Genomic DNA, 23,416 nt, shown 5'->3' with positions numbered 1-23,416 from the left:
TCGCGCTAGCCGCGTTGCGGGTCCAGCGCCGCATGCAGCATGTCGCGAAGCTCGATGAGGTCCGCGCGGATCAGCGCGGTGAACGTGTCGACGTCTTCCGCCCAAGTCTCCGATTCCCTCAGCAGCGCGCGCAACTCCTGACACTGGTCGTAGAGCATCGACGGACCGAGCACCGTCAGGCCACCCGCGAGCTTGTGCGCCCAGCGGCGCAGCCTGCGCGCGTCCTTGTCCTTGCAGATGTCGTCGAGCGCGACGATGTCTTCGTCGATTTGTCCGGCGAGATCGGGCATATAGGCCGCGGGGATCGGCGGAAAGCGCGGCGGGAGATCGTCGTCAGCGGGGGAATCGCTCGCGCTGTGCGCGTCCGGTTCCGGGACGGGGGCCGCATCGGCGCCGGCGGTTTGCAACACACCCGCCAGCACCGCGAGCGGAACGGGCTTCGTCAGATAGTCGGTGAAGCCGCGCGCGCGCCCGCGTTCCACATCCTGCGCGCTCGCGCTCGCGCTGATCGCGTAGATGCGCATGGCCGGGTCGAGCGCGCGGGCCGCGACGAGCAATTCCGCGCCGGACATCTTGGGCATGTCCATGTCGGTCAGCACGATATCCACGCGATGCTTGCGCAGCAGGTCGAGCGCCTCTTCGCCATCGTGCGCCTCCAGCACCGATGCGCCGAGCGTCAGCAACTGATCGCGCAGAAGACCGCGATTGAGCCGGTTGTCTTCGGCGATCACGACCGTCGGCCCCGCCTTGCGTGCAGCCGGCGTGTCGCCGGAGCCGGGCAGCAACGCCCCGCGCTGGCGTCCCTTGATGGTTTGGATCGCGTCCTTGAACCCCTTGAGACTGAAGATGCTCACTTCCAGCACGCCGTCGCCCCAATGCACGGGCACGAGCGGGCCGTCCTGCGTCATGCGGATAACGCGCGAGCCGTCTTTCCACGCGGCCTGTATATCCTGCTCGGTGAATTCGTCGGTGGCGATGAGATAGTCGCAGCCTTCCGCGAGCGCCGGGTCCGGGTGGTTCATGTACGTCACGGCACTCGTCTCCGGGTCGTAGAGGTTCTCGAACCATTCCCGATATTCGCTCGCGCGGCACAAGATGGCCGGCTTGCCGTCGAGCAAGGCGGCGTCGCCGGCGTTCGCCGATGCGTCGACCGCAAGCGGCAGCGACACCTGAATGCGCGTGCCGACGCCTTCCGTGCTGTCGAGCGAAATCCGCCCCTTCATCAACTGACAGAGCCGCACGCAGATGGACAGGCCGAGCCCCGTGCCGCGCGCTTGCGTGAGGCGGTGCGCATCGCCCTGCACGAAGGGCTGAAAGAGCTTTTGCTGCTGCGCCGCCGGAATGCCGATGCCCGAATCCGCCACGCTGAGTTCCAGCGCGTCGTTCACCCAGCGGGCGCGCACAACGATCTTTCCCGAATACGTGAACTTGAGCGCGTTGCCGAGCAGATTGTTGAGAATCTGCGAGACGCGGATCGGATCGAAGAAGAGCTTCGCGGGACATGAGCGGTCTATCACCACGAAAAGGCGCAGGCCCTGCCGGTTAGCGAGCGGCGCATGAGCCACCATCACGCGCACGACGAGCGCGCGTATGGAGCCCCATTCCTCCGAGAGCCGCATTTCGCCGATATCCATCTTCGAGAAATCGAGGACGTCGTTGACCACTTGCAACAGCGCGCTCGCCGACGCCTGCATCGCATGGACGCGCGCTTCCTGTTCGGCGGCGAGCGGCCCGAGTGCGACGAGTTCCAGATTGCCCACGAGCGACGAGAGCGGCGTGCGGATCTCGTGGCTCATGGAAGCGAAGAAGCTGAGCTTGGCTTTGGCGGCTGCGTCGCTGCTCTCCTTCGCCTCGCGCAAGAGCCGCTCCACTTCGCGCTGCTCGGTGATGTCCGCGATGGCGCAGAAGAGCACGTCGGTCTTGTTTAACACCGCCGACGCGTACGACACTTTCAGATGCAGCGTGCCGTCGTCGGGCTTGTCGAGCGTGTAGTGAAGCTGCCGTATCGCCGCCTCGCGCCCTTCCTCCGGCGGCGCGATGCCGTGGGCATGGAACGCGTCGCACAGGCCGGCGGGCAGGCGCATGGACGTGTCCGTCAGACCGAAGAGCGAGCGCGCGACCTGGTTCGCCGCGATGACAGTCAGATCTTCCTTCAGCGCAATGCACAGCCCCACGGGCGTCGCATGCACCAGCAGATGATTGAGTATCTCGCCCTCGACCGCGCGGCACGCCTGCTCGTACGAACGCGTGAGGAAGCGGAAATTCCAGTAGCGATACATCGCGAGCAACATGGCGACGAGCGCGCCCGTGACGATCACCAGAATCGACAACTGGACGCGCTTCGCGGAGAGTTCCGTGAAAAGCGGAAGCGCGACGACGATATGTCCGATGCCGAGCGCGAGCGCGTCGAGCCTCGCGCCCCAGCCTCGACCGGGGAGCCAGTGGAACACGCCAGGTTGCGCCTTCGCGAGCCGGGCGTTGACGTATCGCAGTTCAGCGGTGTCGTCGCCGGCAAGCACGTGATGTTCGTCATCCATGATCGCGATCTGCGATTCCAGCGAAGGCGGCGTCGCGTTGCGCAACGCCGTCTGCAACGTCATTCGTGTGAAGACGAGCCCGTAAGGCGCGCTGTCTCGCGCCACCACCATGAACATGACGACCGTCGGCGACGGGAATCCGATCGACGCCGGGGCGACGAACCACATGACGCGCCGGGCACGCGCGGCGTCGAGCGGCGTGATGCGATGCGCGCTCATGTAAATCTTCGCCATCCCGGTGAGCGCAGCAAGCCTTTGCGGCGGCGGGAGCTTGTTGTCCGTATCCGTGAAAAAGCCGAATCCATAGGAGACGGTTCCTTCGTAGTTCGCGTACTGCAGCACGGGCGGCGTGCTTTCCTCCGGGATCATCTGATGCGCAGCCTGACATGCGGAGGCGAGCGCGTGATCCGCCCCGGCCGGAGGATAAGCCTCGCACCTGGGCGTGCCGGGACGTTTCGACCCGCCCATGTCCGGCGGCGACGCGCCCACGTCCAGCAGCAGGCTCCCCGGCGTGAGCATGTTGTAGCGGCTAAATACGTTGACGTTGACGCCGCGCATTGCCGTCTGCGCGAACTCGCCTTCGGTCTTCAAGGTCGAGGTCAACAGGAAGAATCCAGTGGCGGTGGCGCCGCATAACGCCGCGAAGATCAAGAGTCCAACGGCAATCGCGAAGATGCGCCGCTCGCGCTTCAGGTTGCTTTCGAGCATCCGCAGCATTTGCAGAGGGGAATTCTGCGATGCGGCGAAGAAACGCTCCATCAGGCCAACCCTGTCTTCGCCGCATATTTCACGAGGTCGACATGGTTCTCCACATGCAGCTTGCGCATGGCGGACCGCTTTTGCGTCGCGACCGTCGGCACGGAGCGGTTCAGCGTCCGCGCGATTTCGGTCACGGATAGTCCCTGCGCGAAGAGGCGCACGACTTCCAGTTCGCGCGGCGAAAGCGGCTGTTCGCGCGCGAGGTCCTTCGTGGTCGAGCCTTCCCGCGCGAGACGATGCTGGATCTTCGGCGAGAAGATGGTTTCCTTCGTGGTGAGCGCGCGCACGCTGATCTGCGCCAGTTCGCTCGCCGGCTCTTCCTTGCTGACGATGGCGGCGACGCCGAGCTTGCAGAGCTCATGGAACATGCCGCCGCTCGTCATCATCGTGAGCACGACGAGCGGGACATCGGGATACGAGCGGCGCAGTTTGCTCACGAGACGCAAGCCGTCCAGTTCGACTTCTTCGTCGCCTTGCATCACGAGATCCGTAATGACGAGATCAGCGGGTTCCTTCTCGAGCGCGCGCACGAGGTCCGCACCCGAGTTCACCGTAGCCGTGATCGCGAAGCCGGGAAGCCGTGAAAACTGATCGGAGACGGCCAGAAGAACGATGGGGTGGTCATCGGCCAGCACCACGCGGACGGTACCCGTGTGTCCACTCATGAGCACACCCTTGCCGGCCCTGTGCAGGTTTGCATCGGAAAACGAAACAGACGCGCTGCTTTGCGCGAACGATGCAACTGACGAACAAACCGGTTCATCGCCACGTCCCCCGATTCGGCATGATTGCCGTGATGTCATTCTAGGATACGGGCAATCGCATGGAAAGACGGGCAACGGCGCTTGCACGCATGCAAGCGCGGCGCGGTCCCGAGGGGCGCTATTCATTCCGGTCTTCACAGTAGGCTCCAGGGGTCAGGCAGCCGAGGCGCACGCGCCGGCTGCCGGTACGGCATAAGCGGCAGCGCGGCTTCATGCCGTCGCATCGTTCGCCGTTCGCATGGGGTGGATGGTCCGGCTGCGGTGCGGGCTGCGCCAGATCGCGCAGCGGCATCGACGCGACGAGCGAGGTCCTTCGCTTCTTGTATCGCCGGCTTTCGGCGAACAGCATGCCCGTGATCACGATCATCGCCCCGGTGAAGACGACGGCAACCGATATCGTTATTACGGACTCCGATATGCCCGATCCGAGAACGGCGAGCAAGACGAACGACAGCGCGAAGAATACGGGCACCAGAATCGTCGATGCGATTCCCACTGCTTCACAACATTTGCGAAAGGCCTGGCAGATCGAATCCGAAACGAACATAAGAGCACCTGACTAAAAAGCGGCTGGCGACGGGTAAGCGACCGCCTTCCCGTATTCGATGCCTTTGCGTGTAACCGAAGTAGCCGAAGCCTTCGCCCATGTCCGCGACATGCGCGTCGCATCGATCCCCTGCGGCATGATTCACATGACTTTAGTCAAACGTTATCGCGCGATATATCGAACAATGTCGATAACGCGCAGCCACGCGAGCAACGCACTTTCTCGCTCGTCTAGCAGTCTTTTGCAGCAAAAAAAAGCCGCCTGGTAAGGCGGCGAACTGGGTCGAAAAAATCGGGTCCGGGGCAGTGGGCTCGCGCGGGCGACGACCGCACCGCTCGCTTCACTCCGGTCGGACGCGCAATGCAGGGCAGACGCGGACGACCTTTCCCGTACATCGCAGGTCGCTTACATTTTCACGCCGGCGTGACCTCCCGCGATATAGATGGATTTCGATTCATCGGATGGCCGTGCCCGCTGCCTCACTAGAACCGGCTTCGGATGCCTTCGCCGCCAGCTGAAACCGCAAGTGCCCGCCGATGCGCGCGACGACTTCCGCCCAGTCGCCACCGAAGCGGCGGCGGAAGAGGCGCATGGTCGGATACCACGGGCTGTCTTCGCGTGTGTAATGCCAGCGCCAGTCGCCGAAGGCCGGCAGCAACAGCCACACCGGTTTGCCCATCGCGCCCGCGACGTGCGCAACGGACGTGTCCACGGTCAGCACGAGATCGAGCGCCGCGATGGCGCTGGCCGTCTCGGCCATGGTGTCGAGACGCGCGCCCACGTCGTGGAAGTTCGCGCGCTCGGTCGCGTATCGCGCGGCTTCGTCCGCGCCCGCGCCCTTTTGCAGACTGAAGAACTCGATGCCGTCCATCGCGAAGAGATCGTTCAGCACGGCCAGCGACGGAAGCGAGCGGTTAGCGTCGTTTTCGTGCGTCGGATTGCCCTTGAATACCACGCCGACCTTCAGCTTGCCGGCCGCGACATCGGGCAGCTTGGAAGCAACCGCCGCCGGCGCGCGCAGATAAGGAACGGTGCGCGGAAGTGCATCCAGTTCGAGCGGCAGATGAACGGGAATCGCGTGCGGAAACACCCAGTAATCGATGCCGGCCATGTTCGCCGCGTCCTGCACATTGACGACATCGTCGGCGCCGAGGGACGCCTCGTACAGCTCGACGAGCGGCGCCTGACACACGACGACCGCACGCTTCGCGCCGCATTGTTCGCGGAAAATCTTCGCGAAGCGAAGAAAGAAGATCTCGTCGCCGAGCCCGAACTCGCTCCAGATCGCGATCGACTTTCCGGATAACGATTCGCCCTTCCACTCCGGCACGTTGTGCGGAGGCTGCACGGTGGTGCGACGCTTCCAGCCGAAGGGTCCCATCACCGTTTCGCGCAATGCGAAGCCTTCAGTGAGCTTCCCGCGCGCGATCAGATGCAGCGCCTGATCAAGGCGCGGCAGATGCTCGCCAGGCAAGCGCTCGACGCACTGCTTCCACATGGCGTCGGCATGTTCGGGCGCGTCCCAGCGCAGGAACTGCATCATCGCGCGATGGTAGACATCGAAACGATACGGATACACGCGCACGGCCGCCTGCGCCGCGGCGATGCCGTCCGCCGCGGTGCGCGCGTGTTCCATCGCATGCTTCATCTCGTGCGCCGTCGCAACGGCACGCTTCTTCAGCACGATTTCGATGACGCACTCGGCATAGCTGTCGGCGGTCTGGTCCGCGTCGGCTCGCGTCGCGTCGAAATTGTCGCGCACGAGTGCAATGCGCTCGCACTCCGCCACTTGCGACATAGCCTGCACCAGCTCCAGGACGTTCACCGAACGCGGCAGCGTCGACTCCGCCTTATAGATGGTGAAGCTCGCCTTGTGCGCGCCATTGAAACGGCTCGGCCAAACGCCCTTGCCGTAGAGGTCCTCGTCCGGCACGGTCACGATGACATGCCCGCCCGGCTTCACGAGATCGAGCCATCGCGCGAGCGCCTTGTGCGGATTGTTCTGCTGGGCAAGCACGTGGCTCGCATGGACGAAGTCGAAGGACGCGTCGGCCGCGCCGTCCATCGACGAAAGGTCGCTTTTGTTCGCGGCCCACGCCGTGGCCTTGCCCATGCGCGGAAAGACGTGTGCATGCGCCGAAAGCGGATCGTCCGTCACGCCGATATCGAGACCGTCGCCCACGAGATAATGCTGCACGAATGCCGGTTCACGCGAACGGCGCAGACTTGCTTTGCTGGTTTCCTTCATGATTGCCTCAGATTGCCGTGACAGCCGCACCCGTCGTGGTGGCTGCATCAGCGGCGCACAAGTCCTTCAACAGGGCCTGAATGCGCTCGCCGAGAATCTCGGGCCGGCCCTTGAAAATCAGCTTCTCGATGGCCTTCCTGCCTGCCAGCGTGCGCGCCAGATCGCGCCGCTCCGTTTCGTTCTCGATGAGACGCAGCGCCGCCGCATTGTACTCGTCGTTCGTTTTCGCGATGGTCCATTCCGGGAAACCGAGGCGGCGGAACATGCCCTCGTCGATATGCTCGTGCACTTCGCGCCCGGTCTTGCATACGCCGACGAGGCCCGCCCACACGGTATCCACGATGCCGTTCGTGTTACCGAACGGGAACGGGTTCAGGAACATGTCGCAACCGGCAATTACGTTCATGTAGTTCGCATAGTCCTGATGCTTGTGGACGACGGCCTTGTCGCCCATCAGACGGCGCACGAGGTTGCGCACTTGAGGGAACGTGAGGCCCGTCGCCTGTCCGACGAGAAAGTGAAACTCGACGGGCACCGGCGCTTGCTGGGCGATGTCCGCGCACGTCTGCAGGAAACCCGGATTCAGCTTGATGGTCGTGCCCGCGACGGCGATCTTCACCGGATCGGCCTTCAAGCGCTTGCGCTTTTTCAGGTCGAGCTCGAGCATCGCTGCGGGCGGACGATACGGCATGCCGTCCGATGGCAGCTTCAGCAGTGTCTCGCTGAAGCACGCTTCGTCGCCCACATAGTCTTCCTCGACGACCACGTAGTCCATCGCGTGGCCGTGCGTGGTGGCGGGATGCCCGAGCGCCATCATCTGCAACGGCGCGACGCGCAGGCAGGCGAGCGCCATCGTGATTGGGAACATGCCGACGCTTGGCATATACAGCGCCTGAGCGGCACGCGCTTCGCTCACGTCGCGCACCTGGCGCACGTGGTCCCACAGGGTCGCGCCGTCGAGCGCGATGAATTCGTCGAACACCTCGCGGCCCGCTTCATCGACCCGGCCTTCGTAACCCATGCCGATCAGATGGAACTTGTCGCGCATCGCGACCATGGTCTGCGAATGCGTGCGATAGATCGAGTGATTCTTCGAGAACCATTCGAGCACGACGAGCAGCACGGGCTTTTCGCCCTTCTTCGGCGGTTGCGCACGGCGTTGCACGTCATGGATGCCGAGGCTCGCGAGCTTGCGGCGAATCAGCGCGTTGATCGGCTTCTTGATGTCGTGCTTCGCCGGCAGGTCCGCATAGCTGCAATGCATGTACATGTCGTGCAGCACGCCGAACGGCAGCGCGTCGATGCTCTCGATCTGGTCCAGCTTGTCCGGCAACCAGCGCAGCAACATTTCACGCTTCTGGTGCGCGGCCGGCGTGCCGAGAAAGCGCGACGACATGATGGTCGTCGCGAGACTCGCGGTCGCGACCTTGTCGTGGTTCCAGAGCACATCCCAATCGAGCCGCACCTCGGACTCGGGCGTGTAGAACAACTGGAACTTGCGCATGTCGCCAGCACGCAGTTGCACGGAGTAGCGCGCTTCCTGATCGAGTCCCAGGGAACGCAGAATGTGATCGGCGTTGCGGAAGGGGCTCGCCGCGAACAGGCCGGCAAGCCAGCGTTGGAAGAGCTGCGTCTGGCGGATGCCGTCTTCCGACAGACGGAACTCCGGGTCGCTCATCAGCGCGGTGATGGCCGACGTGATGCGCGTGAGCAAATGGTCATCCATGATGTTCGACGCTTCGCCGGATTGCGCCCAGCTGTCGACATCCATCAAGAGGCCGTAGTTCTGGTCGATTCTCGCGAGCAGCTTCAACAGCTCGCGGCCCGCAGCTTCCTTTTCGCGTCGATAGCAAAGATATTCGAACTTGTTGATGCTGAACTGCATGATCTCGTTTCCGGTTGGTACTGCAAATGAGGGTCGCCCGTCGGGCTTGCGGCAGCGCCGCTCGGTCAGTGGCTCCAGGTGACCGAGAGCCAGTACTGCGCCGGCTTCTTGCCGGGTTCCATCCACGAACTCTCGGAGAAGCGATAGGGCTTCGATACCGACGCTGACACCGTCGCGCCGATCGGCGTCAGCCAGTCGACGCTCACGCCGTAGCCGGCAAGCACGCGGTTGTTGGTCACGCCGTCCACGCCGGGGTACGTGTTCTGCCAGCCATCCCACGGCGAGTGATTCACGCGGCCATAAGCGAAGTCGTTGAAGAGGCCGAGTTGAATCTGGTGCCCGGAGGCGACGGGAATGCGTTGATAAAGGCCCACGCTCGCCACGACGCCTTCGTCGGCGGACGCTTCGTCGGCGCGGTATGCGCGCACCGCGTCGGGGCCGGAGAGGCCGAGCTTCTCGCTCGCGTCGAGATTGCGGCTCGCGAGCTGGCCTGTGACGCGGCCCGAGATGAACGTGTTGCCGCTCTTCGAAAGCGCATACGTGCCGAACGCCGTGCCGGTGAACTTCGCGTAATTGCCCGAGCGCTGCGTGACCGGATCCGACTTATCGTCGTTGCGCTGATGGCCGAGCGTCAGCGCGATCTGCCCGGCCGCGAGATTCGTGCGCAGGGCGCGGGCGCGTTCGCCGTTATCGGCGGTCAGCGAGAGTTGCAGCGAGTCGAGCTTGCTGTGCGTCGTGGCGTCGTAGTACGTGAGATCTGTCGATGTCTGACTGTGCAGAATGGATGCGCCGCCCCACACGTTGGCGTCGAGCCCGCGCGCGAAGGGATACTGCACGCCGGCCTGACCCGTCGTCGCCACGCCCTTGACCGGCGTTCCCGCGTTGATGAAATACTGTTGACGCGAAACGCCGCCGGTCATGCGCAATCCGTCGTCGAAGATGGGCGCGCTGCCGGTAAGCGAGCCGGTCCACATTTTCTTGTCGGTGCTCGTGATGGTGAATGCGTAGGCGTCGCCGGCGTGAAAGAGATTGTTCGCCGACGCGGTCACGCCCGCGCGATACGTACCGGTCGACTCGACGCCTTTATTGTCGAGAATCAGATCAAGCGAGGCGGGCTTGCCCTTTTGCGCGATGTTGAACGTGACATCGACGTCACCGGTGCCTGCGCCGCGTGAGAAGTGCGGCGCGCCGTCGATCGCGACGCCGGGCACATCCTGCAGCAATTGCGTCGCGCGCTCGAGCCGCGACGTGCGCAATAGGCATACGCCGCTTTCGCGAGCGCTTCCGCACAGCGCATGCGCGATGAGCCGCTGGAGACGCGCATCGGCGACGCGCGACTTGTTATTGACGACGATGTTGCGAATACGCCCCGGAATCACCGTGAATTGCGCCTCGCCGCCCTTCTGCGCCGCGCGCCAGTCGACATCCGTCATGAGCACCTGACCGAGCGGAAAGCCGCCCTGACGCAGCGCCGTGGTGAGAACGTCCGACCACCGATCGACTTCCTTGAGCGACCGCGGCGCATCGCCCAGCTTCCTGATGTCTGCCTCGATCAGTTGCTTCACGACGAGCGCGTCGGCGCCTTCGGCAGGGATCACCTTCACGCCGACGCGCGTTTCGCTCGCCGCCGAATCGGTTGTGGCGGGCATCGACTTCTGGACGACCGCATCGGCATCCGCGACTTCCGATGCCATCACGCGCTCCGTGCCTGCCACACCGACCAGCACGACTGATCCAACACACACCATGCGGCGAACCGCTGCCGCAATTTCGTTCATCTTCAACATTGACCGTATCCTTGCATTGAACCCATACGCATGAACGTCGCGCCTGGTTTCATCGACCGTTGTCCGCGTATCGTTCTCAGAACAAAGGTTAAGGATTCGCTCGCTCAATCCGAATAGAACAAGTTCTAAAGTGCCTTCAGGCAAGCATGAAACGCGTCATTGCGATACATGCAGCGTGATGCAGGCGTGCGCCCCGAACGCAAAAAGCCCGGCGCGATGGCCGGGCTCTCTTCCGTGATGCGTCTACTGCGCTGCGACCTTAGGCGATCGCTTCCGCTGCTTCTGCCCGCAGTGACTCGCCTTTCACGCTCTTCGTGCTTTGCAGCTGCGCTTGCAAAAGCGCCTGCATGCGTTCGCCCAGAATCTCGGGACGGCCCTTAAAAATGAGCTTTTCAATGGCTTGCGGTCCTGCCAGCTTGGCGGCGAGTTCGTTGCGTTCCTCGGCGTTCTCGATCAGGCGCAAGGCCGCGGCCTTGTACTCGTCGTTGGTCTTCGTGACCGTCCATTCCGGGAAGCCGAGGCGGCGGAACATGCCTTCGTCGATATGCTCGTGCACTTCGCGCCCCGTCTTGCACACGCCGACGAGCCCCGCCCACACCGTATCCACGATGCCGTTCGTGTTGCCGAACGGGAACGGGTTGAGGAACATGTCGCAACCGGAGATCACCTTCATGTAGCTGCCGTAGTTCTGGTGCTTGTGAACCGTCGCCTTGTCGCCCATCAGACGGCGAACGAGATTGCGCACTTGCGGGAAGATGAGGCCGTTGGCCTGGCCCATCAAAAAGTGGAAGTGAACCGGCACTTTCGACTCCCGCGCAATCTGCGCGCAGGTGTTCAGAAAGCCGGGGTTCTGCTTGATCGTGGTGCCGGCGACGGCGATCTTCACCACGCCATTCGTCGGCTCCTTAGGCGGCAGTTCGAGTTCCAGCAATGCAGCGGGCGCGCGGTACGGCATGCCGTCGGAAGGCAGCTTCAGCAGCTTTTCGCTGAAGCAGGCTTCGTCGCCGACATAGTCTTCTTCGACGACCACGTAGTCCATTGCATGACCGTGCGTCGTCGCCGGATGGCCGAGCGCCATCAATTGCAGCGGCGCGACGCGCAAGCATGCCAGCACCATGGTGATGGGGAACATGCCGACGCTCGGCATGTACATCATCTGCGCGTTGCGTTCTTCGCTCGTCTGCCGAACGTGACGCGCGACTTCCCACAGGTTCGCGCCTTGCAGCGGAATGAACTCGTGGAATACGGCCTTGCCCGCGTCATCGACACGGCCGTCGTAGCCCATGCCGATGATATGAAACTTGTCGCGCATGGCGACCATCGTCTGCGAATGCGTGCGATAGATGGAGTGATTCTTCGAGAACCATTCGAGCACCACCAGCAGCACGGGCTTTTCACCCTTCTTCGCGGGTTGCGCGCGGCGTTCGACGTCATGAATGCCGAGGCTTGCGAGCTTGCGGCGCACGAGCGTGTTGATCGGCTTCTTGATGTCGTGCTTGCCCGCGAAGTCCGCGTAGCTGCAGTGCATGTACATGTCGTGAAAGACGCCGACCGGCAGCACGTCCAAGCTTTCGACTTCCGCCAGCCGTTCGGGCAGCCAGCGCAGCAGGAATTCGCGCTTCGCGTGTGCGGAAGGCGTCGCGAGGAAGCGCGAAGACATGATGGTCGTGGCCATGCTGGCCGTCATCACCTTGTCGTGCTTCCAGAGCAGATCCCAGTCGAGGCGCACTTCGGACTCGGGCAGATAGAAAAGCTGGAACTTGCGGAATTCAGCGTTACGCAGTTCGAGCGAGTTGCGCGACTCCTCGTTTGCGCTGAACGAGCGCAGGATGTGGTCCGCGTTGCGAAAGGGGCTCGCGGCGAACAGCGCGGCGAGCCAGCGCTGAAACAGCATCAGCTTGCCGATGCCGTGATCGGAAATCGTGAATTTCGGATCCGAGGCCAGCGCGGTGATGGCGGAGGCGAGGCGCGTGAGCAGGTGTTCGTCCATGATGTCGTGTGCTTCGGCCGACTGCGCCCACACGTCGACGTCCATGAGAACGCCGTAATTCTGGTCGATCTTGTTGAGCAGTTCGAGAAGCATCCGGCTCGCCTTTTCGTATTCGCGGCGATAGCAGTGGTGTTCGAACTTTGCGATGCTGAATTTCATGATTCGTTTCCTGGTCGATTGATCCGCACGCCGCTGACCGCTGTTCCGCTGATGCCCGGGAATCGCTTCGGCGCTGACAGGAAGAAGGTTAAGGTTTCGTCTCGAGGCAACGAATAGAAGAAGTTCTAATCTTCTCGACGGCGTTTGCCCGAGCGCGCATAAAAAAGCCCGGCTCGAAAGCCGGGCTCTGGTACTGCGTCTGCTTCAGACACACGACGAGCGTGCTACGTGCTCGTCGTGCGCATCTTCGTCAGGCTTTGGTCGACGATCACGCCGGAGCCATTGGTCGACGTACCCGAGATGTTGGCCGTGCCGTTGTCCGTCACGTTCACGTCGCCGTCGATGACTGCGCCGTTGCCGTTCTTGGAGTCGCCCGAAATGTCAGCTGCACCGTTGCCCGAGATGTTGATCGCCCCATTCGGATCGACGATCACGCCGGAACCATTGGTCGCCCGTCACGCGGTTGAGCGCCTGCGATTGGGCGTTCGGCTGATTGAACTGCACCGTGTTGCCGGCGCCCACGTTGAACGAGTTCCAGTCGATCACGGCACGCTGCGTGCCCTGATTGATGGTCATCGTGTTGGCATTCTGCGAGATGCTCGCCTGACCTGCCGTGACCTGGCCGCCCGTCGGCAACGCCTGCGCGAAGCTCACGCCCGGCTGCGTCGCCAGGATGGCGGCGGCGAACGCGGTCATCGCCGAGACGACGCCGAACGCGCTTTCATTCGAGGCAGCCTGAGGGGCCGTGCCTTCGCCCGGCGCCTTGCCCTGACTGACCACGTCTTCTGCTACAGCCACCAACATGCCGAGTCGTTTGCTAAAGACACGACGAAACCGATTCTTGTTCATAAGAGAGACAGAGATTAATGAGAGAGATGAAGCGTTCCGCGTTGATCAATCAACGGCGGCCCAATGCGCTAAGAGCGATTTGGATCGATGCACCCGGAGACGCCCGAGCGTCTTGGCAAACTCGATTCGACGTGACCGATGAGGGCGGTTGCCCGATGCGTTACCCGAGATATTCGTCGTGCCGTTCTCGGTCGTGTTGATCGAACCGTTGGGGTCGATCACCGTGCCGTTGCCGTTCGTCGAATTACCGCTGATGTCGGTCGTGCCATTACCGTCAGGAGTACGGGTCAGACGCCGTCGACGACGCGCGCCGCGCCGGAGCGGTCCAGCGACAAGCCGCGGTTCGCCGCAAAGCGGTGCAGCTCCGCCTCGCGCGAAAAGCCCAATTGCTTACACGCCGTCACGCGTCGCGCGCTGATAGTGCTCTTGCCGAGCCTGAAGAGCCGAGCCGTCTCGACGACGCCCATGCCGCACAGCATCAGGCCCGTGACTTCCATCTGCCATTTCGTGAGGGACGCGAATCGACGCATATCCGGTTCGGCATTGAACTGCGCGAGCGCGCGCACCGTCACGGGCGACCGATAGTGCTGCCCCATCGCAAGCTTGGACACCGCATCCACCACCACGGACATTTCTTCGCGCTTGCTCACGATGCCCGCGACATCGCGTTGCGCGAGCGTGCCGACAAGGAATGGATCGTCGAATTCGCTGTAGACGAGAACCGGCAGGTGCGGATAACTCGCGGAGACGGAGGATAGAAAGCGCCAGCCGTCGAGCGCGCCGCCGCTGGGCATGGAATAGTCGGTCACGACGACATCGCAATGATCATTCGCGAGAAGCGTCATGAGTTCGGCAGGATTCCTAACTGCCCCAATGACACGAATACCCGCTTCTTCCAGTGCGCGACGCAGTCCGCACACCACAAGTGGATGATCGTCGACAATCGCGACGCTGATGCGTTTCTTTAGCATTATTGTTATCTCCAACCAGACGGATCTTTTGCCGTCGCCTCCAACGGCATGAATACGGGAAGCCGCTCTCGATTGCGCCCGTGCTCCGCACACACCATCCAACCGGGTTACGCAGGCCGAAGCTCGCTCCCGGCCATCGAGCGATCCAGCCACAAACCGTGGCCGACCGCGAAACGGTACATCTCCGACTCGCCCGAAAAGCCCAGCCGGCGGCATGCTTCGCTGCGCTGTGCGCTGATCGTATTGACACGCCGGTGAAGCAGGCGGGCCGTCTCGCAGACTGTGAGGCCGCACAGCATGAGGCCCGTCACTTCCATCTGACGGCGCGTGAGCGCCATGAACCGCTTGTATTCCGGCAGCGTGCCGAACCGTTCCAGCGACGCATGGGCGATGGGAGACAGATAACGGCCTCCGTTGGCGAGCGCGCGTGTCGCGGCCAGCACTTCGTGCATCTCGTCGCGCTTGCTCACGATACCCGCGACACCTCGCTGCACCAGACTGCCCACGAGGAACGGGTCATCGAACTCGGTATAGACGAGTACACGCGTGTCCGGAAACTGACTCGACACAGTGGCGAGAAAACGCCAGCCGTCGAGCGTCTGATCGCCCGGCATCGAATAGTCGCTGACGACGACATCGCACGGCTCGTCGCTCAACAGTTGCAGCAATTGCGCCGGACTCGTGACCGCGCCCAATACATCGAAGTCCGCGCTTTCCAGGGTCTTGAGAATTCCGCACAGCACGAGCGGATGATCGTCGACGACCGCGATTCTTGTCTTTCCCATCCAAACATCTCCCGACAGGCCCCACGGGGCCACCCCATCAACTGGCTCGCGGAGGCCTCAACCGTTAGCCCGATTGCTCGGCGAGCGTCGCAGGAACGCGATCGACGCGCGCTGCGAAGTCGTCACGGCGCTACGATGGAAGCGTCTGTCTATCGACGTTCTTCGTCCACTTCCATGTTGTCGTGACTTGCATTGAACGATAAAGGCGCGGCAAATTCGGTCATATAGAACGATGTTGAAAACCCTGTCCCCTATAAATGCGGTGGAACAAGCGCCGGCGCAACGGGTGTTTCAGGAAGAGTGAAGGAGCGGCACGCGAAAAGCACGCCACACGCGAAGCGTGCCGTCCATAGAAGATGTTCTAAACGCTTGCGCGTGTCGTGCCCGTTCGTTGTTCTACGTTATGCCGGGCACGTCGCGCAACCGGAAGCCACTCAAGCGGACAGCGACGGTTCCCGCTCGACGCCGATCTCTCTGCGCCAGCCGTCGAGCCAGTCGACTAACTGCGCGGGCGGCAGCGGACGGCTCAGATGAAAGCCTTGCGCCAGATCGCAGCCGAGCGCGCGGAGGCACTGCATCGTCGCTTCGTTTTCGACGCCTTCCGCGACCACCTTCAGTCCCATGTTGTGCCCGAGATCGATGGTGGATCGCACGATGGTCTCGTCGTCCTTGTGATGCGTCATGCCCATCACGAACGACTTGTCGATCTTCAGTTCGTCCACCGGCATGCGCTTCAGATAAGTGAGCGACGAATAGCCGGTGCCGAAATCGTCGATGGACAGAGAAATGCCGATGGCATGCAGACGGTCGAGTGTCTCGATGGCGTGATTCGGGTCGTCCATGATCGCGCTTTCCGTGATCTCGACGCGTATCCATTGCGGCGCGACGCCGTGCCGCTCGAGCAGGCTCTGGAACGTCTCCGGCAGCGTCGACTGAATCAGCTCGCGCGCCGACACGTTCACGGACACCGCGAGTTCGATTCCTTGCGCCTGCCATGCCGCGCACTGCGCGATGGCCTTGTCCGCGACCCAGCGCGACACGGTCTTGATATAGCCCGTCTGTTCCGCGAACGGAATGAACTGGTCCGGCGACACGAACCCGCGCGTCGGATGGTCCCAGCGCACCAGCGCCTCGACATATTTCACGCGATGCGTCGCCAGATCGATCTTCGGCTGATAGTAGAGCGTGAGCTGATCGTGCTCGACCGCCTGCCGCAATTCGCTCATCAGCGAGAGACGTTCGGCGCTGTTCTGGTCGTGCCGCTCGTCGTAGAGCGCATAGCCGAGATTCGCGCGTTTCGCCACATACATCGCGATATCGGCGCGTCGCAAGAGCACGTTCATGTCGCTGCCGTTCTCGGGATACGTGACAATGCCGATGCTCGCGCCCACATCCACAAGCTGGCCTTCGATCATGATCGGCTCTTCGAGCGCGCGCAGCATGCGCGTAGCGATTGCGCGCGCCGCCGGCAGATCGTCGGCGGGCAGCAGCACGGCGAACTCGTCGCCGCCCAGACGCGCGACCGTGTCGTCGGACCGCTGCAACGCCGCACGCAAGCGCTTCGCGACTTCGCACAGCAGCATGTCGCCGATAGGATGCCCGAGCGTGTCATTCACAAGCTTGAAGCGGTCGAGGTCCATCATCATCACGGACAACGCGCGGCCTTCGAGGCGCGCCGCCGCAATTGCCTGCTGGAGGCGATCGGCGAAGAGCGCGCGATTCGGCAAGCCCGTGAGCCGGTCCATGTAAGCGAGTTCGGTGATGCGCCGCTCGCGCTCGACAATGCCCTCTTGCATCTGATTGAACGCGCTCGCCAGTTCGCCGATTTCGTCCTGATGGCGCACTTCGATGGCCGCGCTGTAATCGCCATGCCCGACGCGCCGCGAGAACTGCGCGAGCGCCGCGAGCGGGCGCGTGACCGAGCGCGCCGTCAACATGCTGCCTGCAATGGAAATGATCACGCCTAGCATCGTGATGACGAGAAGCGCCGTCTGCAGGCGATGAAACGGTGCGAGCGCCTGGCTGAGCGAACGCTCCAGCAGAACGGCGACGGTCTGGCCTTCCGAATGCAGATGCAGCACGCGCGTCGCGTAGCCGTCGTCGGCGAGTTGCGCCTGATTTTTCAGATTAGCTCGCGCCGCGTCGGGCAGCGAACTTGCGAGCACGCCCCATGTGCCGCGCTTGTCCACGGTGAGGAACGACACATCGAGCGATGTCAGCGAGCTCATCTCGCGGGCGAGCGCGTCGTCGATGGCAAAGCCCATCACGACCCACGCGATGACAATGGGCGCCTTCACCGGCACCGCGACAAGCTGATACGCCTTGCCGCCGATCATGCCGAACGACGACGCATCGCCCTTCTGGGCCACGGTCTTGATGAGATGCGGAAACGGAAAGGCCATGCCCTCATGGCCCGCGCCGCCGCTGTCGGCGATCAGCGTGCCGTCGAGATCGACGAGCATCACGATATCCGCGTGAATGCGGTCGCCGTGATTCTGCAACGCGGACGCGACGGTCTTGCTGTCGTGCGTCGCCACCGCTTCGCGAAAACCGAAGTCGGATGCGGCGACGCTCGCCGCCTGCGTCAACTGCTGGCTGTTGCCGCGCAGCACTTGCCCGAAGACGCGTTCGGCGACCGACAACTGCTCTTCCGCGTTCTGGTGCGCGTTCTTCAGAATCACCGAATTGATGACGACATACGCCGCCGCCTGCGCGACGAGCATGAGCAACACGAACACCAGCGCGATGCGCGCACGCAGGCTGTGCAGGCGCATGTTATTCGGCGGCTTTCAGTTGCAGCGCGAATTTCGCCGCGACATCCGAGGCCGCGCTGATCTTCTGCGCGGGCTGCGCGTTGGGATCGGTCAGGCGGAAGTGCCACGCAATGAGCTTGTAGCCATCGGCGGGCAAATTGTCGATGGTCGCCGCGCCCTTCGCGTCGGTCTTCGCGAAATACGGCGTATCGACGATCAGCAGATACGCGACCATCGCGTCGTGAATATTGCAGCCCATCACGACGAGGCCGGGTTTGTCGAACACGACCGGCGCGCCCGGAATGCCGTGGTACAGGTTCAGCTCGAAGCGCTTCGCCGGCGAGAACGAATAAACATCGTGCTCGATGTTGTCCTTGTTCGGAAACGTGACCGATGCGCCCGTCTGGACCACGGACACGAGCGGCACGAAGCGGCGCTTGACCTGATCGATGACGGCGCTGGCCGGTTTCGCCGCGGGCAGCTTGCCGTTTGCGGGCACGGCATACACGACGGCATCCGGCACGGGCGCGCCCGCCTGATCCACGACTTGCACATGCACGCTCGCCGCGTGTGCGCACGCGGCGAAGAGCGCCGTCAGGGACAGCAGGGAAGAGATGATAAGGCGTGATGTCATTCGCGGTCCTGGACGTCGCGGTACATGGGCGCGAGTTTCGCGAGCAGCTTGTTCTGCGCGTGAAACGGCACGCCGTTCTTGTCCATCGCGGCCTGCAAGTCTTCGACGAGCGCGTTGAACGCCGCCCGGTCGATGTTCTGACCTTCGTGGGTGCGCCGCATCGGGCGGCCGGTGTATTCGCACGGACCGCCGAGCAGCACGCAGAACTGCTCGACGAGCTTGGTCTTGATGCGCTTGATGGGTGCGTTCTCGAAGTACGGCGCGGTGCGGGGATCGGCGAGCACATTCGTGTACAGATCGTCCACGATTCTGACGAGCCCGGCCTGCTCTCCGAACTGGCGATAGAGCGTGTCGTCGGTAGCGTGAGCGGTGCCGCTGAAAGCGGCGAATGCGCAGACGGCGAGCGCGGCGTGGCGTAGCTTGATCATCGTCAGAACCCCGCCTGCAAGGAAACGTACGGCCCGCGCTGATTTTTGATCGTCGCGATATCGCCGAGCGCGACATACGCCGCCGTCAGCGAGATGTGCTTGTTCGGCGCCCACGCGATGAACGCGTCGTAGGCGTCCTGCTCCCGCGCGAACGAGAGGTTGTTCGGCTTCATGCGATATTCGCCGCCAATCGCGATGTTCTTCGTGAGCAAATACGCCACCGACGATTCGAATTCCGGGTGATACGCATTGGATTTGTCGCCGCCGAATCCCAGCAAGCCGAACTGGTTCGCTTTCGTGAAGCGCAGCGTGCCGTTGAGCAGCAGGCTCTGCGCGAGCAGCAGCTTGGTCGCCGAAAGATAGAAGTCCGTGCCCGAATTGCTCGCTGCGCCGATGGCCTTCAGCACCGCGCCTTGTTCGTTGTGTTTGAACTGAACGCCGGCCGCGATCTGCGGCAGCCACGTGTCCTGATCGAGCACCGCGTCGCCGAGCAGACGCACTTTCACGCCGAAGATGTCCTGATTGAACGCGTAGTTCTTGCCGAGACCGAGCTGCGCGCCCACGTCGCGCGTGTCGAAACGCTGGCGCGCGAGCGAGAGTTCGACGCGGTTCGCCACGCCGACGGTCAGCCCCCACGTGCCGAGCGCGTAGTCCTGCGTGCGGAGATACGTGCCGTGAACATTCGCGCCGAGTTGCCGCGCGGTGCCGTAGCCGCCGATGACGGCCCACGGCGTGAGGCCGCCGCCCGCCGCGCCCTCGACCTGCGACACGCCGCCGGTCAAGAGCAGCTTGCCGCTCGTGAGCGGCACATTCGGCGCTTCGGGTGCGTCGTCGGCGCGTGCCGACGTCGATACGGTCGCGAGGCCGGCGCTTGCGCATACGATGGCGCAGGCGAGACTCACAGTCTTGCGATTGAATTGCATTGCGTGGATGGGCTCTCGAAACGGGTTCGTCAGAATCCCGTGGGCCGCGCTGGGATGCCGCGTGCAAAGCGCGGCGAGCCTCGGCGTCTGGGCGGCGCGCCCGCAGCGGGCGGCGCCATTCATCCACGTGTATACGGCGGGGGAAAATGAAACTTGATAGCGGCGGACGCAGCGCTACGGCTTCGGAATGCGGATACGGCTGATCATCAGCGAGCCGGAAAGCGCGTAGACCAGCACGAGCGGATGCAGCGTGAATCCCGCGATACGCCATTCGCCGAACCACATATGCGGCCCAAGCGCGCCGAACGCTGCGGCGATGGCGAGCATCAGCACGATGGCGAACGATGTCGGTATCGGCGTGCCCTCGAAGTGCGTGACCTTGCCGGTGCCGCCCGACATTTCCTCGGTCGTCACGTTATAGCGCGCCAGCCGCGACACGCCGCACGCGACGAAATACGCGAGCACCACGCGATCGTAGAGGCCGCGCATGCCGAATCCATAGCCGATGATCGCGGGTGCGACGCCGAACGAGATGACGTCCGCGAGCGAATCCAGTTCCTTGCCGAGCAGCGACGCCTTTTGCCGCCAGCGCGCGATGCGCCCGTCGAGCACGTCGAACACGAGCGCCGCGAACACGAGCGCGCACGCCAGATAAATATGCAGGACGTCGGCGTCGTCGATGTAGCTCATCGTCGAGAAGAGCGCGCCCGTGCCGCAGATGGCGTTGCCGAGCGTGAACCAGTCGGCCAGGTGGAAATCCCGGATCATCGAGAAACGTTTCATGCCTTTTTATCTTCGCGGTATGTCGGTCGTTTTGAGTCGAGCGGCCGGCTGTGCCTGGCGCGGCGGCCTCGGATCGGGTTCAAGTCTATCATCGCGCCCTCATTCGGCCCGGCTCGCGTCAACATGAACGTGAACGTACAGGTTGACGATATAATGCCGGTTGCCGTCATTCAGTGCGCCCTGCCATGTCTTCCACGAAACCCGCGCTGCTCACCATCCGCGCCGCCGCCGAGCGTCTGAATGTCACGCCTCGCACGCTGAAGTACTACGAGGAGCGCGGGCTCGTCGCGCCGAGCCGCAGCGAGGGGCGTTACCGGCTTTACAGCGAGCAGGACCTCGAACGGTTCGCGCGCATCCTGCGGCTGCGCTCGCTCGGGTTCTCGCTGCAAGGCATCGTGGAGTTGCTCAAGCGGCCGGTCGAACCCATCGGCGACGGACGCAAAGGTTATTCCAGCGAATCGCTGCGGGAGATCGAAGCGGCGCTCGCGCAGCAGGTCGAGGCGCTCGACGCGCGCATCGCGAGCGTCCGGCGGGAACTGAAGGAAGCGCAGGCCGTGCGCAGCGAACTCGGCGACGACCTCGACTACATCCGGCGGCGTATCGCCGGCGAAGCGCAGGAAACGCTGCTCGAAGAGCGGTTCGCGGCGCGGCGCCGGCGCAATCCTCATGGCAGCGAGGACGCCGCCGAATGAGCGCCGTGCCGCTTTCCCGCAGTCCGTTCGCCTCGCGCCTGCTCGACGAAGCCTTCCCGTGGGCCATCGCGCTCGCGACCGGCCTCGACTATTTCGATAACGCGGTGTTCTCCTTCTTCACGAGCTATATCGCGGGCGGCATCAATGCATCGGCGGACGAACTCGTATGGGCGTCGAGCGCGTATGCCGTCGCCTCGGTGCTCGGCATTCTCCAGCAGCAGTGGTGGGTCGAGCGGCTCGGCTACCGGCGCTATGTGGGCGGCTGTCTGCTGCTGTTCGCGGCGGGCGCGGTGGCGGCTGCCGCGTCGGAATCGTCGCTGGAACTGGCGTTCGCGCGCGGCTTTCAGGGCTATTTCATCGGCCCGATGATGAGCGCGTGCCGCATCCTGATTCAGACGCAGATCACGCCGCAACGGCGCGCGACCGCCGTGCGCTATTTCCTCTTGATGATCCTGCTCGGCAGCGGACTCGCGCCGCTGATCGGCGGTTACTTCGTCGCGTGGTTCGGCTGGCGCGCCCTCTTCGCTTGCGGCGCGGCGGGCGGCGTCGCAATGGGCGTATTCGCCTTGCTCGCGGTGCCGCACACGGGCCACGTGCAGCGCGAGCAACGCGGCGATGCGCACTTCTGGCCGTACATCATCTTTGCGTTCGCGCAGGGCGCGCTGCAGATCGTGATGCAGCAAGTGCGCTTCGAGCTGTTCAGCACGTCGCCCGAATTGATCGTGCTGACTGTCGCGGGGCTTTTGTCGCTCGGCTGGTTCGTGTGGCACCAGTGGCACCATCCGCAGCCGCTGCTCCGGCTGCACGCGCTGCGCGAGAAGACCTTTCGCGCGGGCATCATGCTGTATATCGCGTTCTACTACGTCAGCAACGCGATGAGCTTTCTCGTCTCGCGCTTTCTCGAAGGCGGGCTGCGCTATCCCGTTGAAAACGCGGGGCGGCTCGTGGGGCTCTCGTCGCTCTTCGCGGTCGTGATGGCCTTCGTGTATTTCCGCTTTTCGGCGCGCATCACGCACAAGAAATGGATGATCGTGCCGGGGTTTCTGCTCGCCGCGTTCGTCGGCGCCTGGATGGTGAGCATGCCGCCGGATGTCAGCATGCAATGGCTCGTTGCGCCGCTCGTGCTGCGCGGCCTGTTGCTGCTGTTCATCGCGCTGCCGGTCGCGAATGTGACGTTTCGGCTGTTCGCAATCGAAGAGTTCAATCACGGCTACCGCTTCAAGAACATCGTCAAGCAACTGACGTATTCGTTCTCGACGGCGACGATCATCATCCTCGAACAGCATCGCATGGCGTTGCACGAGGCGCGGCTCGCGGAATCCGTGAACGCGTTCAACCCGATGTTCCAGACCACGTACGAGAAGTTGACGGGCGGATTCGAGGCGCTCGGCTACGGCGTGGCGCAGGCAAAAAGTCTGGCGCTCGCGGAAGTGGGACGCATGGTCACGCAGCAAGCGAGCTTTCTTAGTTCGCTCGACGGCTTCTATTTTCTGATCGGCGTTGCGCTGTGCGCGAGCGCGATCGCCGTGTGGCAGAAGCAGATTGACTGAATCGGCGCGTCAGCGCATCAAGTGTCGGCGGCCTGCCCGTTATGAAGCACGCGCGCCCCGGCGACGGCCTCGGGCGGCATCATCCGCGTGTTGATGCCCATGACCGGGCGATGGACGTCGACGGCGCGCCAGTGCGTCATGCATCCGCACGCGGCGCAGCGATGAAATTCGAGCCGGCGCGGGCCCCACATGTACACGTCGGTCGGGCCGCAGTCGGGCGCGAAGCGGACATGCGAGAGCGCGTAGTACGCCCATCGCGCGCCATAACGGCGGCAGAGCGAACAATCGCATTCGTTGATTTCGGCGGGCGCGGCCGCAAGCGTGAAGCGGATGGCGCCGCAATGGCAGGATGCGTCGATTGTCAGCATGAGG

General features: G+C 63.3%; 19 protein-coding genes. 2 read left to right on the top strand and 17 right to left on the bottom strand.

Features of this window, described 5'->3' with window-relative positions; translation table 11 throughout:
- Positions 1–5: 5 nt before the first annotated feature.
- The 16 genes from P9239_RS22380 to pssA form a co-directional block, all read right to left on the bottom strand.
- On the bottom strand, positions 6–3,296 hold the full coding sequence (locus tag P9239_RS22380; RefSeq protein ID WP_309754999.1) for an ATP-binding protein: 3,291 nt from the start codon (positions 3,294–3,296) through the stop codon (positions 6–8).
- The gene (locus P9239_RS22375) at positions 3,296–3,961 is read right to left on the bottom strand and encodes a response regulator transcription factor (RefSeq protein ID WP_309754995.1); all 666 of its coding nucleotides are present in this window, start codon (positions 3,959–3,961) and stop codon (positions 3,296–3,298) included. The genes P9239_RS22380 and P9239_RS22375 overlap by 1 nt, the downstream gene beginning before the upstream one ends.
- Positions 3,962–4,178: 217 nt before the next feature.
- A complete protein-coding gene (locus P9239_RS22370) occupies positions 4,179–4,607 on the bottom strand; it encodes a hypothetical protein (RefSeq protein WP_309754992.1) in 429 nt (142 codons plus the stop codon).
- Between the two features lie 454 nt (positions 4,608–5,061).
- Positions 5,062–6,855, bottom strand: a complete 1,794-nt coding sequence (locus P9239_RS22365; RefSeq protein ID WP_309754988.1) for a methyltransferase domain-containing protein — start codon at positions 6,853–6,855, stop codon at positions 5,062–5,064.
- A 7-nt stretch (positions 6,856–6,862) separates the two neighbouring features.
- Positions 6,863–8,740 carry a peptide transporter gene (locus P9239_RS22360; RefSeq protein WP_309754985.1) on the bottom strand — a complete coding sequence of 626 codons (1,878 nt, stop codon included), beginning with the start codon at positions 8,738–8,740 and terminating at the stop codon, positions 6,863–6,865.
- A 65-nt stretch (positions 8,741–8,805) separates the two neighbouring features.
- Positions 8,806–10,527, bottom strand: coding sequence for a ShlB/FhaC/HecB family hemolysin secretion/activation protein (locus P9239_RS22355; protein ID WP_309754982.1), 1,722 nt, complete (start codon positions 10,525–10,527; stop codon positions 8,806–8,808).
- Between the two features lie 259 nt (positions 10,528–10,786).
- Positions 10,787–12,676, bottom strand: a complete 1,890-nt coding sequence (locus P9239_RS22350) for a peptide transporter (protein ID WP_309754979.1) — start codon at positions 12,674–12,676, stop codon at positions 10,787–10,789.
- A 224-nt stretch (positions 12,677–12,900) separates the two neighbouring features.
- Entirely contained in the window at positions 12,901–13,110 is a 210-nt protein-coding gene (locus tag P9239_RS22345; protein ID WP_309754976.1) for a hypothetical protein, read from the bottom strand.
- On the bottom strand, positions 13,058–13,525 hold the full coding sequence (locus P9239_RS22340; RefSeq protein ID WP_309754973.1) for an ESPR-type extended signal peptide-containing protein: 468 nt from the start codon (positions 13,523–13,525) through the stop codon (positions 13,058–13,060). Before P9239_RS22340 ends, P9239_RS22345 begins: the two co-directional genes overlap by 53 nt.
- Before the next feature lie 287 nt (positions 13,526–13,812).
- The gene (locus P9239_RS22335; RefSeq protein ID WP_309754969.1) at positions 13,813–14,496 is read right to left on the bottom strand and encodes a response regulator transcription factor; all 684 of its coding nucleotides are present in this window, start codon (positions 14,494–14,496) and stop codon (positions 13,813–13,815) included.
- Between the two features lie 107 nt (positions 14,497–14,603).
- On the bottom strand, positions 14,604–15,281 hold the full coding sequence (locus tag P9239_RS22330) for a response regulator transcription factor (RefSeq protein ID WP_309754966.1): 678 nt from the start codon (positions 15,279–15,281) through the stop codon (positions 14,604–14,606).
- Between the two features lie 434 nt (positions 15,282–15,715).
- Positions 15,716–18,055, bottom strand: coding sequence for an EAL domain-containing protein (locus P9239_RS22325; RefSeq protein ID WP_309754961.1), 2,340 nt, complete (start codon positions 18,053–18,055; stop codon positions 15,716–15,718).
- Position 18,056: 1 nt separating this feature from the next.
- A complete protein-coding gene (locus tag P9239_RS22320) occupies positions 18,057–18,668 on the bottom strand; it encodes a methylamine utilization protein (RefSeq protein ID WP_309754958.1) in 612 nt (203 codons plus the stop codon).
- A complete protein-coding gene (locus P9239_RS22315) occupies positions 18,665–19,096 on the bottom strand; it encodes a group 1 truncated hemoglobin (protein ID WP_309754955.1) in 432 nt (143 codons plus the stop codon). The genes P9239_RS22320 and P9239_RS22315 overlap by 4 nt, the downstream gene beginning before the upstream one ends.
- A 2-nt stretch (positions 19,097–19,098) precedes the next feature.
- Positions 19,099–20,019, bottom strand: a complete 921-nt coding sequence (locus tag P9239_RS22310; protein WP_309754953.1) for a DUF3034 family protein — start codon at positions 20,017–20,019, stop codon at positions 19,099–19,101.
- A gap of 174 nt (positions 20,020–20,193) precedes the next feature.
- Positions 20,194–20,802: a CDP-diacylglycerol--serine O-phosphatidyltransferase gene (pssA, locus tag P9239_RS22305; protein ID WP_309754951.1), complete on the bottom strand. Its 609-nt coding sequence runs from the start codon at positions 20,800–20,802 to the stop codon at positions 20,194–20,196.
- A gap of 185 nt (positions 20,803–20,987) precedes the next feature.
- On the opposite strand from pssA, the gene P9239_RS22300 reads away from it, so the two are divergent.
- Positions 20,988–21,494 (top strand): MerR family transcriptional regulator, encoded by a 507-nt coding sequence (locus P9239_RS22300; protein ID WP_309754948.1) that lies wholly within the window; start codon positions 20,988–20,990, stop codon positions 21,492–21,494.
- Positions 21,491–23,044 carry an MFS transporter gene (locus P9239_RS22295; RefSeq protein WP_309754945.1) on the top strand — a complete coding sequence of 518 codons (1,554 nt, stop codon included), beginning with the start codon at positions 21,491–21,493 and terminating at the stop codon, positions 23,042–23,044. The genes P9239_RS22300 and P9239_RS22295 overlap by 4 nt, the downstream gene beginning before the upstream one ends.
- A 17-nt stretch (positions 23,045–23,061) precedes the next feature.
- Here P9239_RS22295 and P9239_RS22290 read toward each other — a convergent pair whose 3' ends face one another.
- A complete protein-coding gene (locus P9239_RS22290) occupies positions 23,062–23,412 on the bottom strand; it encodes a hypothetical protein (protein ID WP_309754942.1) in 351 nt (116 codons plus the stop codon).
- Positions 23,413–23,416: the final 4 nt, after the last annotated feature.

The sequence above is a fragment of the Caballeronia sp. LZ062 genome, assembly GCF_031450785.1.
Lineage (GTDB): Bacteria > Pseudomonadota > Gammaproteobacteria > Burkholderiales > Burkholderiaceae > Caballeronia.
This window is presented reverse-complemented; position numbering and strand designations above follow the sequence as displayed.

Excerpts from the sequence above, each read along its gene's own strand:
- P9239_RS22380 (WP_309754999.1), bottom strand. The coding sequence starts at position 3,296 with ATGGAGCGTTTCTTCGCCGCATCGCAGAATTCCCCTCTGCAAATGCTG.
- P9239_RS22375 (WP_309754995.1), bottom strand. The coding sequence starts at position 3,961 with ATGAGTGGACACACGGGTACCGTCCGCGTGGTGCTGGCCGATGACCAC.
- P9239_RS22370 (WP_309754992.1), bottom strand. The coding sequence starts at position 4,607 with ATGTTCGTTTCGGATTCGATCTGCCAGGCCTTTCGCAAATGTTGTGAA.
- P9239_RS22365 (WP_309754988.1), bottom strand. The coding sequence starts at position 6,855 with ATGAAGGAAACCAGCAAAGCAAGTCTGCGCCGTTCGCGTGAACCGGCA.
- P9239_RS22360 (WP_309754985.1), bottom strand. The coding sequence starts at position 8,740 with ATGCAGTTCAGCATCAACAAGTTCGAATATCTTTGCTATCGACGCGAA.
- P9239_RS22355 (WP_309754982.1), bottom strand. The coding sequence starts at position 10,527 with ATGTTGAAGATGAACGAAATTGCGGCAGCGGTTCGCCGCATGGTGTGT.
- P9239_RS22350 (WP_309754979.1), bottom strand. The coding sequence starts at position 12,676 with ATGAAATTCAGCATCGCAAAGTTCGAACACCACTGCTATCGCCGCGAA.
- P9239_RS22340 (WP_309754973.1), bottom strand. The coding sequence starts at position 13,525 with ATGAACAAGAATCGGTTTCGTCGTGTCTTTAGCAAACGACTCGGCATG.
- P9239_RS22335 (WP_309754969.1), bottom strand. The coding sequence starts at position 14,496 with ATGCTAAAGAAACGCATCAGCGTCGCGATTGTCGACGATCATCCACTT.
- P9239_RS22330 (WP_309754966.1), bottom strand. The coding sequence starts at position 15,281 with ATGGGAAAGACAAGAATCGCGGTCGTCGACGATCATCCGCTCGTGCTG.
- P9239_RS22325 (WP_309754961.1), bottom strand. The coding sequence starts at position 18,055 with ATGCGCCTGCACAGCCTGCGTGCGCGCATCGCGCTGGTGTTCGTGTTG.
- P9239_RS22320 (WP_309754958.1), bottom strand. The coding sequence starts at position 18,668 with ATGACATCACGCCTTATCATCTCTTCCCTGCTGTCCCTGACGGCGCTC.
- P9239_RS22315 (WP_309754955.1), bottom strand. The coding sequence starts at position 19,096 with ATGATCAAGCTACGCCACGCCGCGCTCGCCGTCTGCGCATTCGCCGCT.
- P9239_RS22310 (WP_309754953.1), bottom strand. The coding sequence starts at position 20,019 with ATGCAATTCAATCGCAAGACTGTGAGTCTCGCCTGCGCCATCGTATGC.
- pssA (WP_309754951.1), bottom strand. The coding sequence starts at position 20,802 with ATGAAACGTTTCTCGATGATCCGGGATTTCCACCTGGCCGACTGGTTC.
- P9239_RS22300 (WP_309754948.1), top strand. The coding sequence starts at position 20,988 with ATGTCTTCCACGAAACCCGCGCTGCTCACCATCCGCGCCGCCGCCGAG.
- P9239_RS22295 (WP_309754945.1), top strand. The coding sequence starts at position 21,491 with ATGAGCGCCGTGCCGCTTTCCCGCAGTCCGTTCGCCTCGCGCCTGCTC.
- P9239_RS22290 (WP_309754942.1), bottom strand. The coding sequence starts at position 23,412 with ATGCTGACAATCGACGCATCCTGCCATTGCGGCGCCATCCGCTTCACG.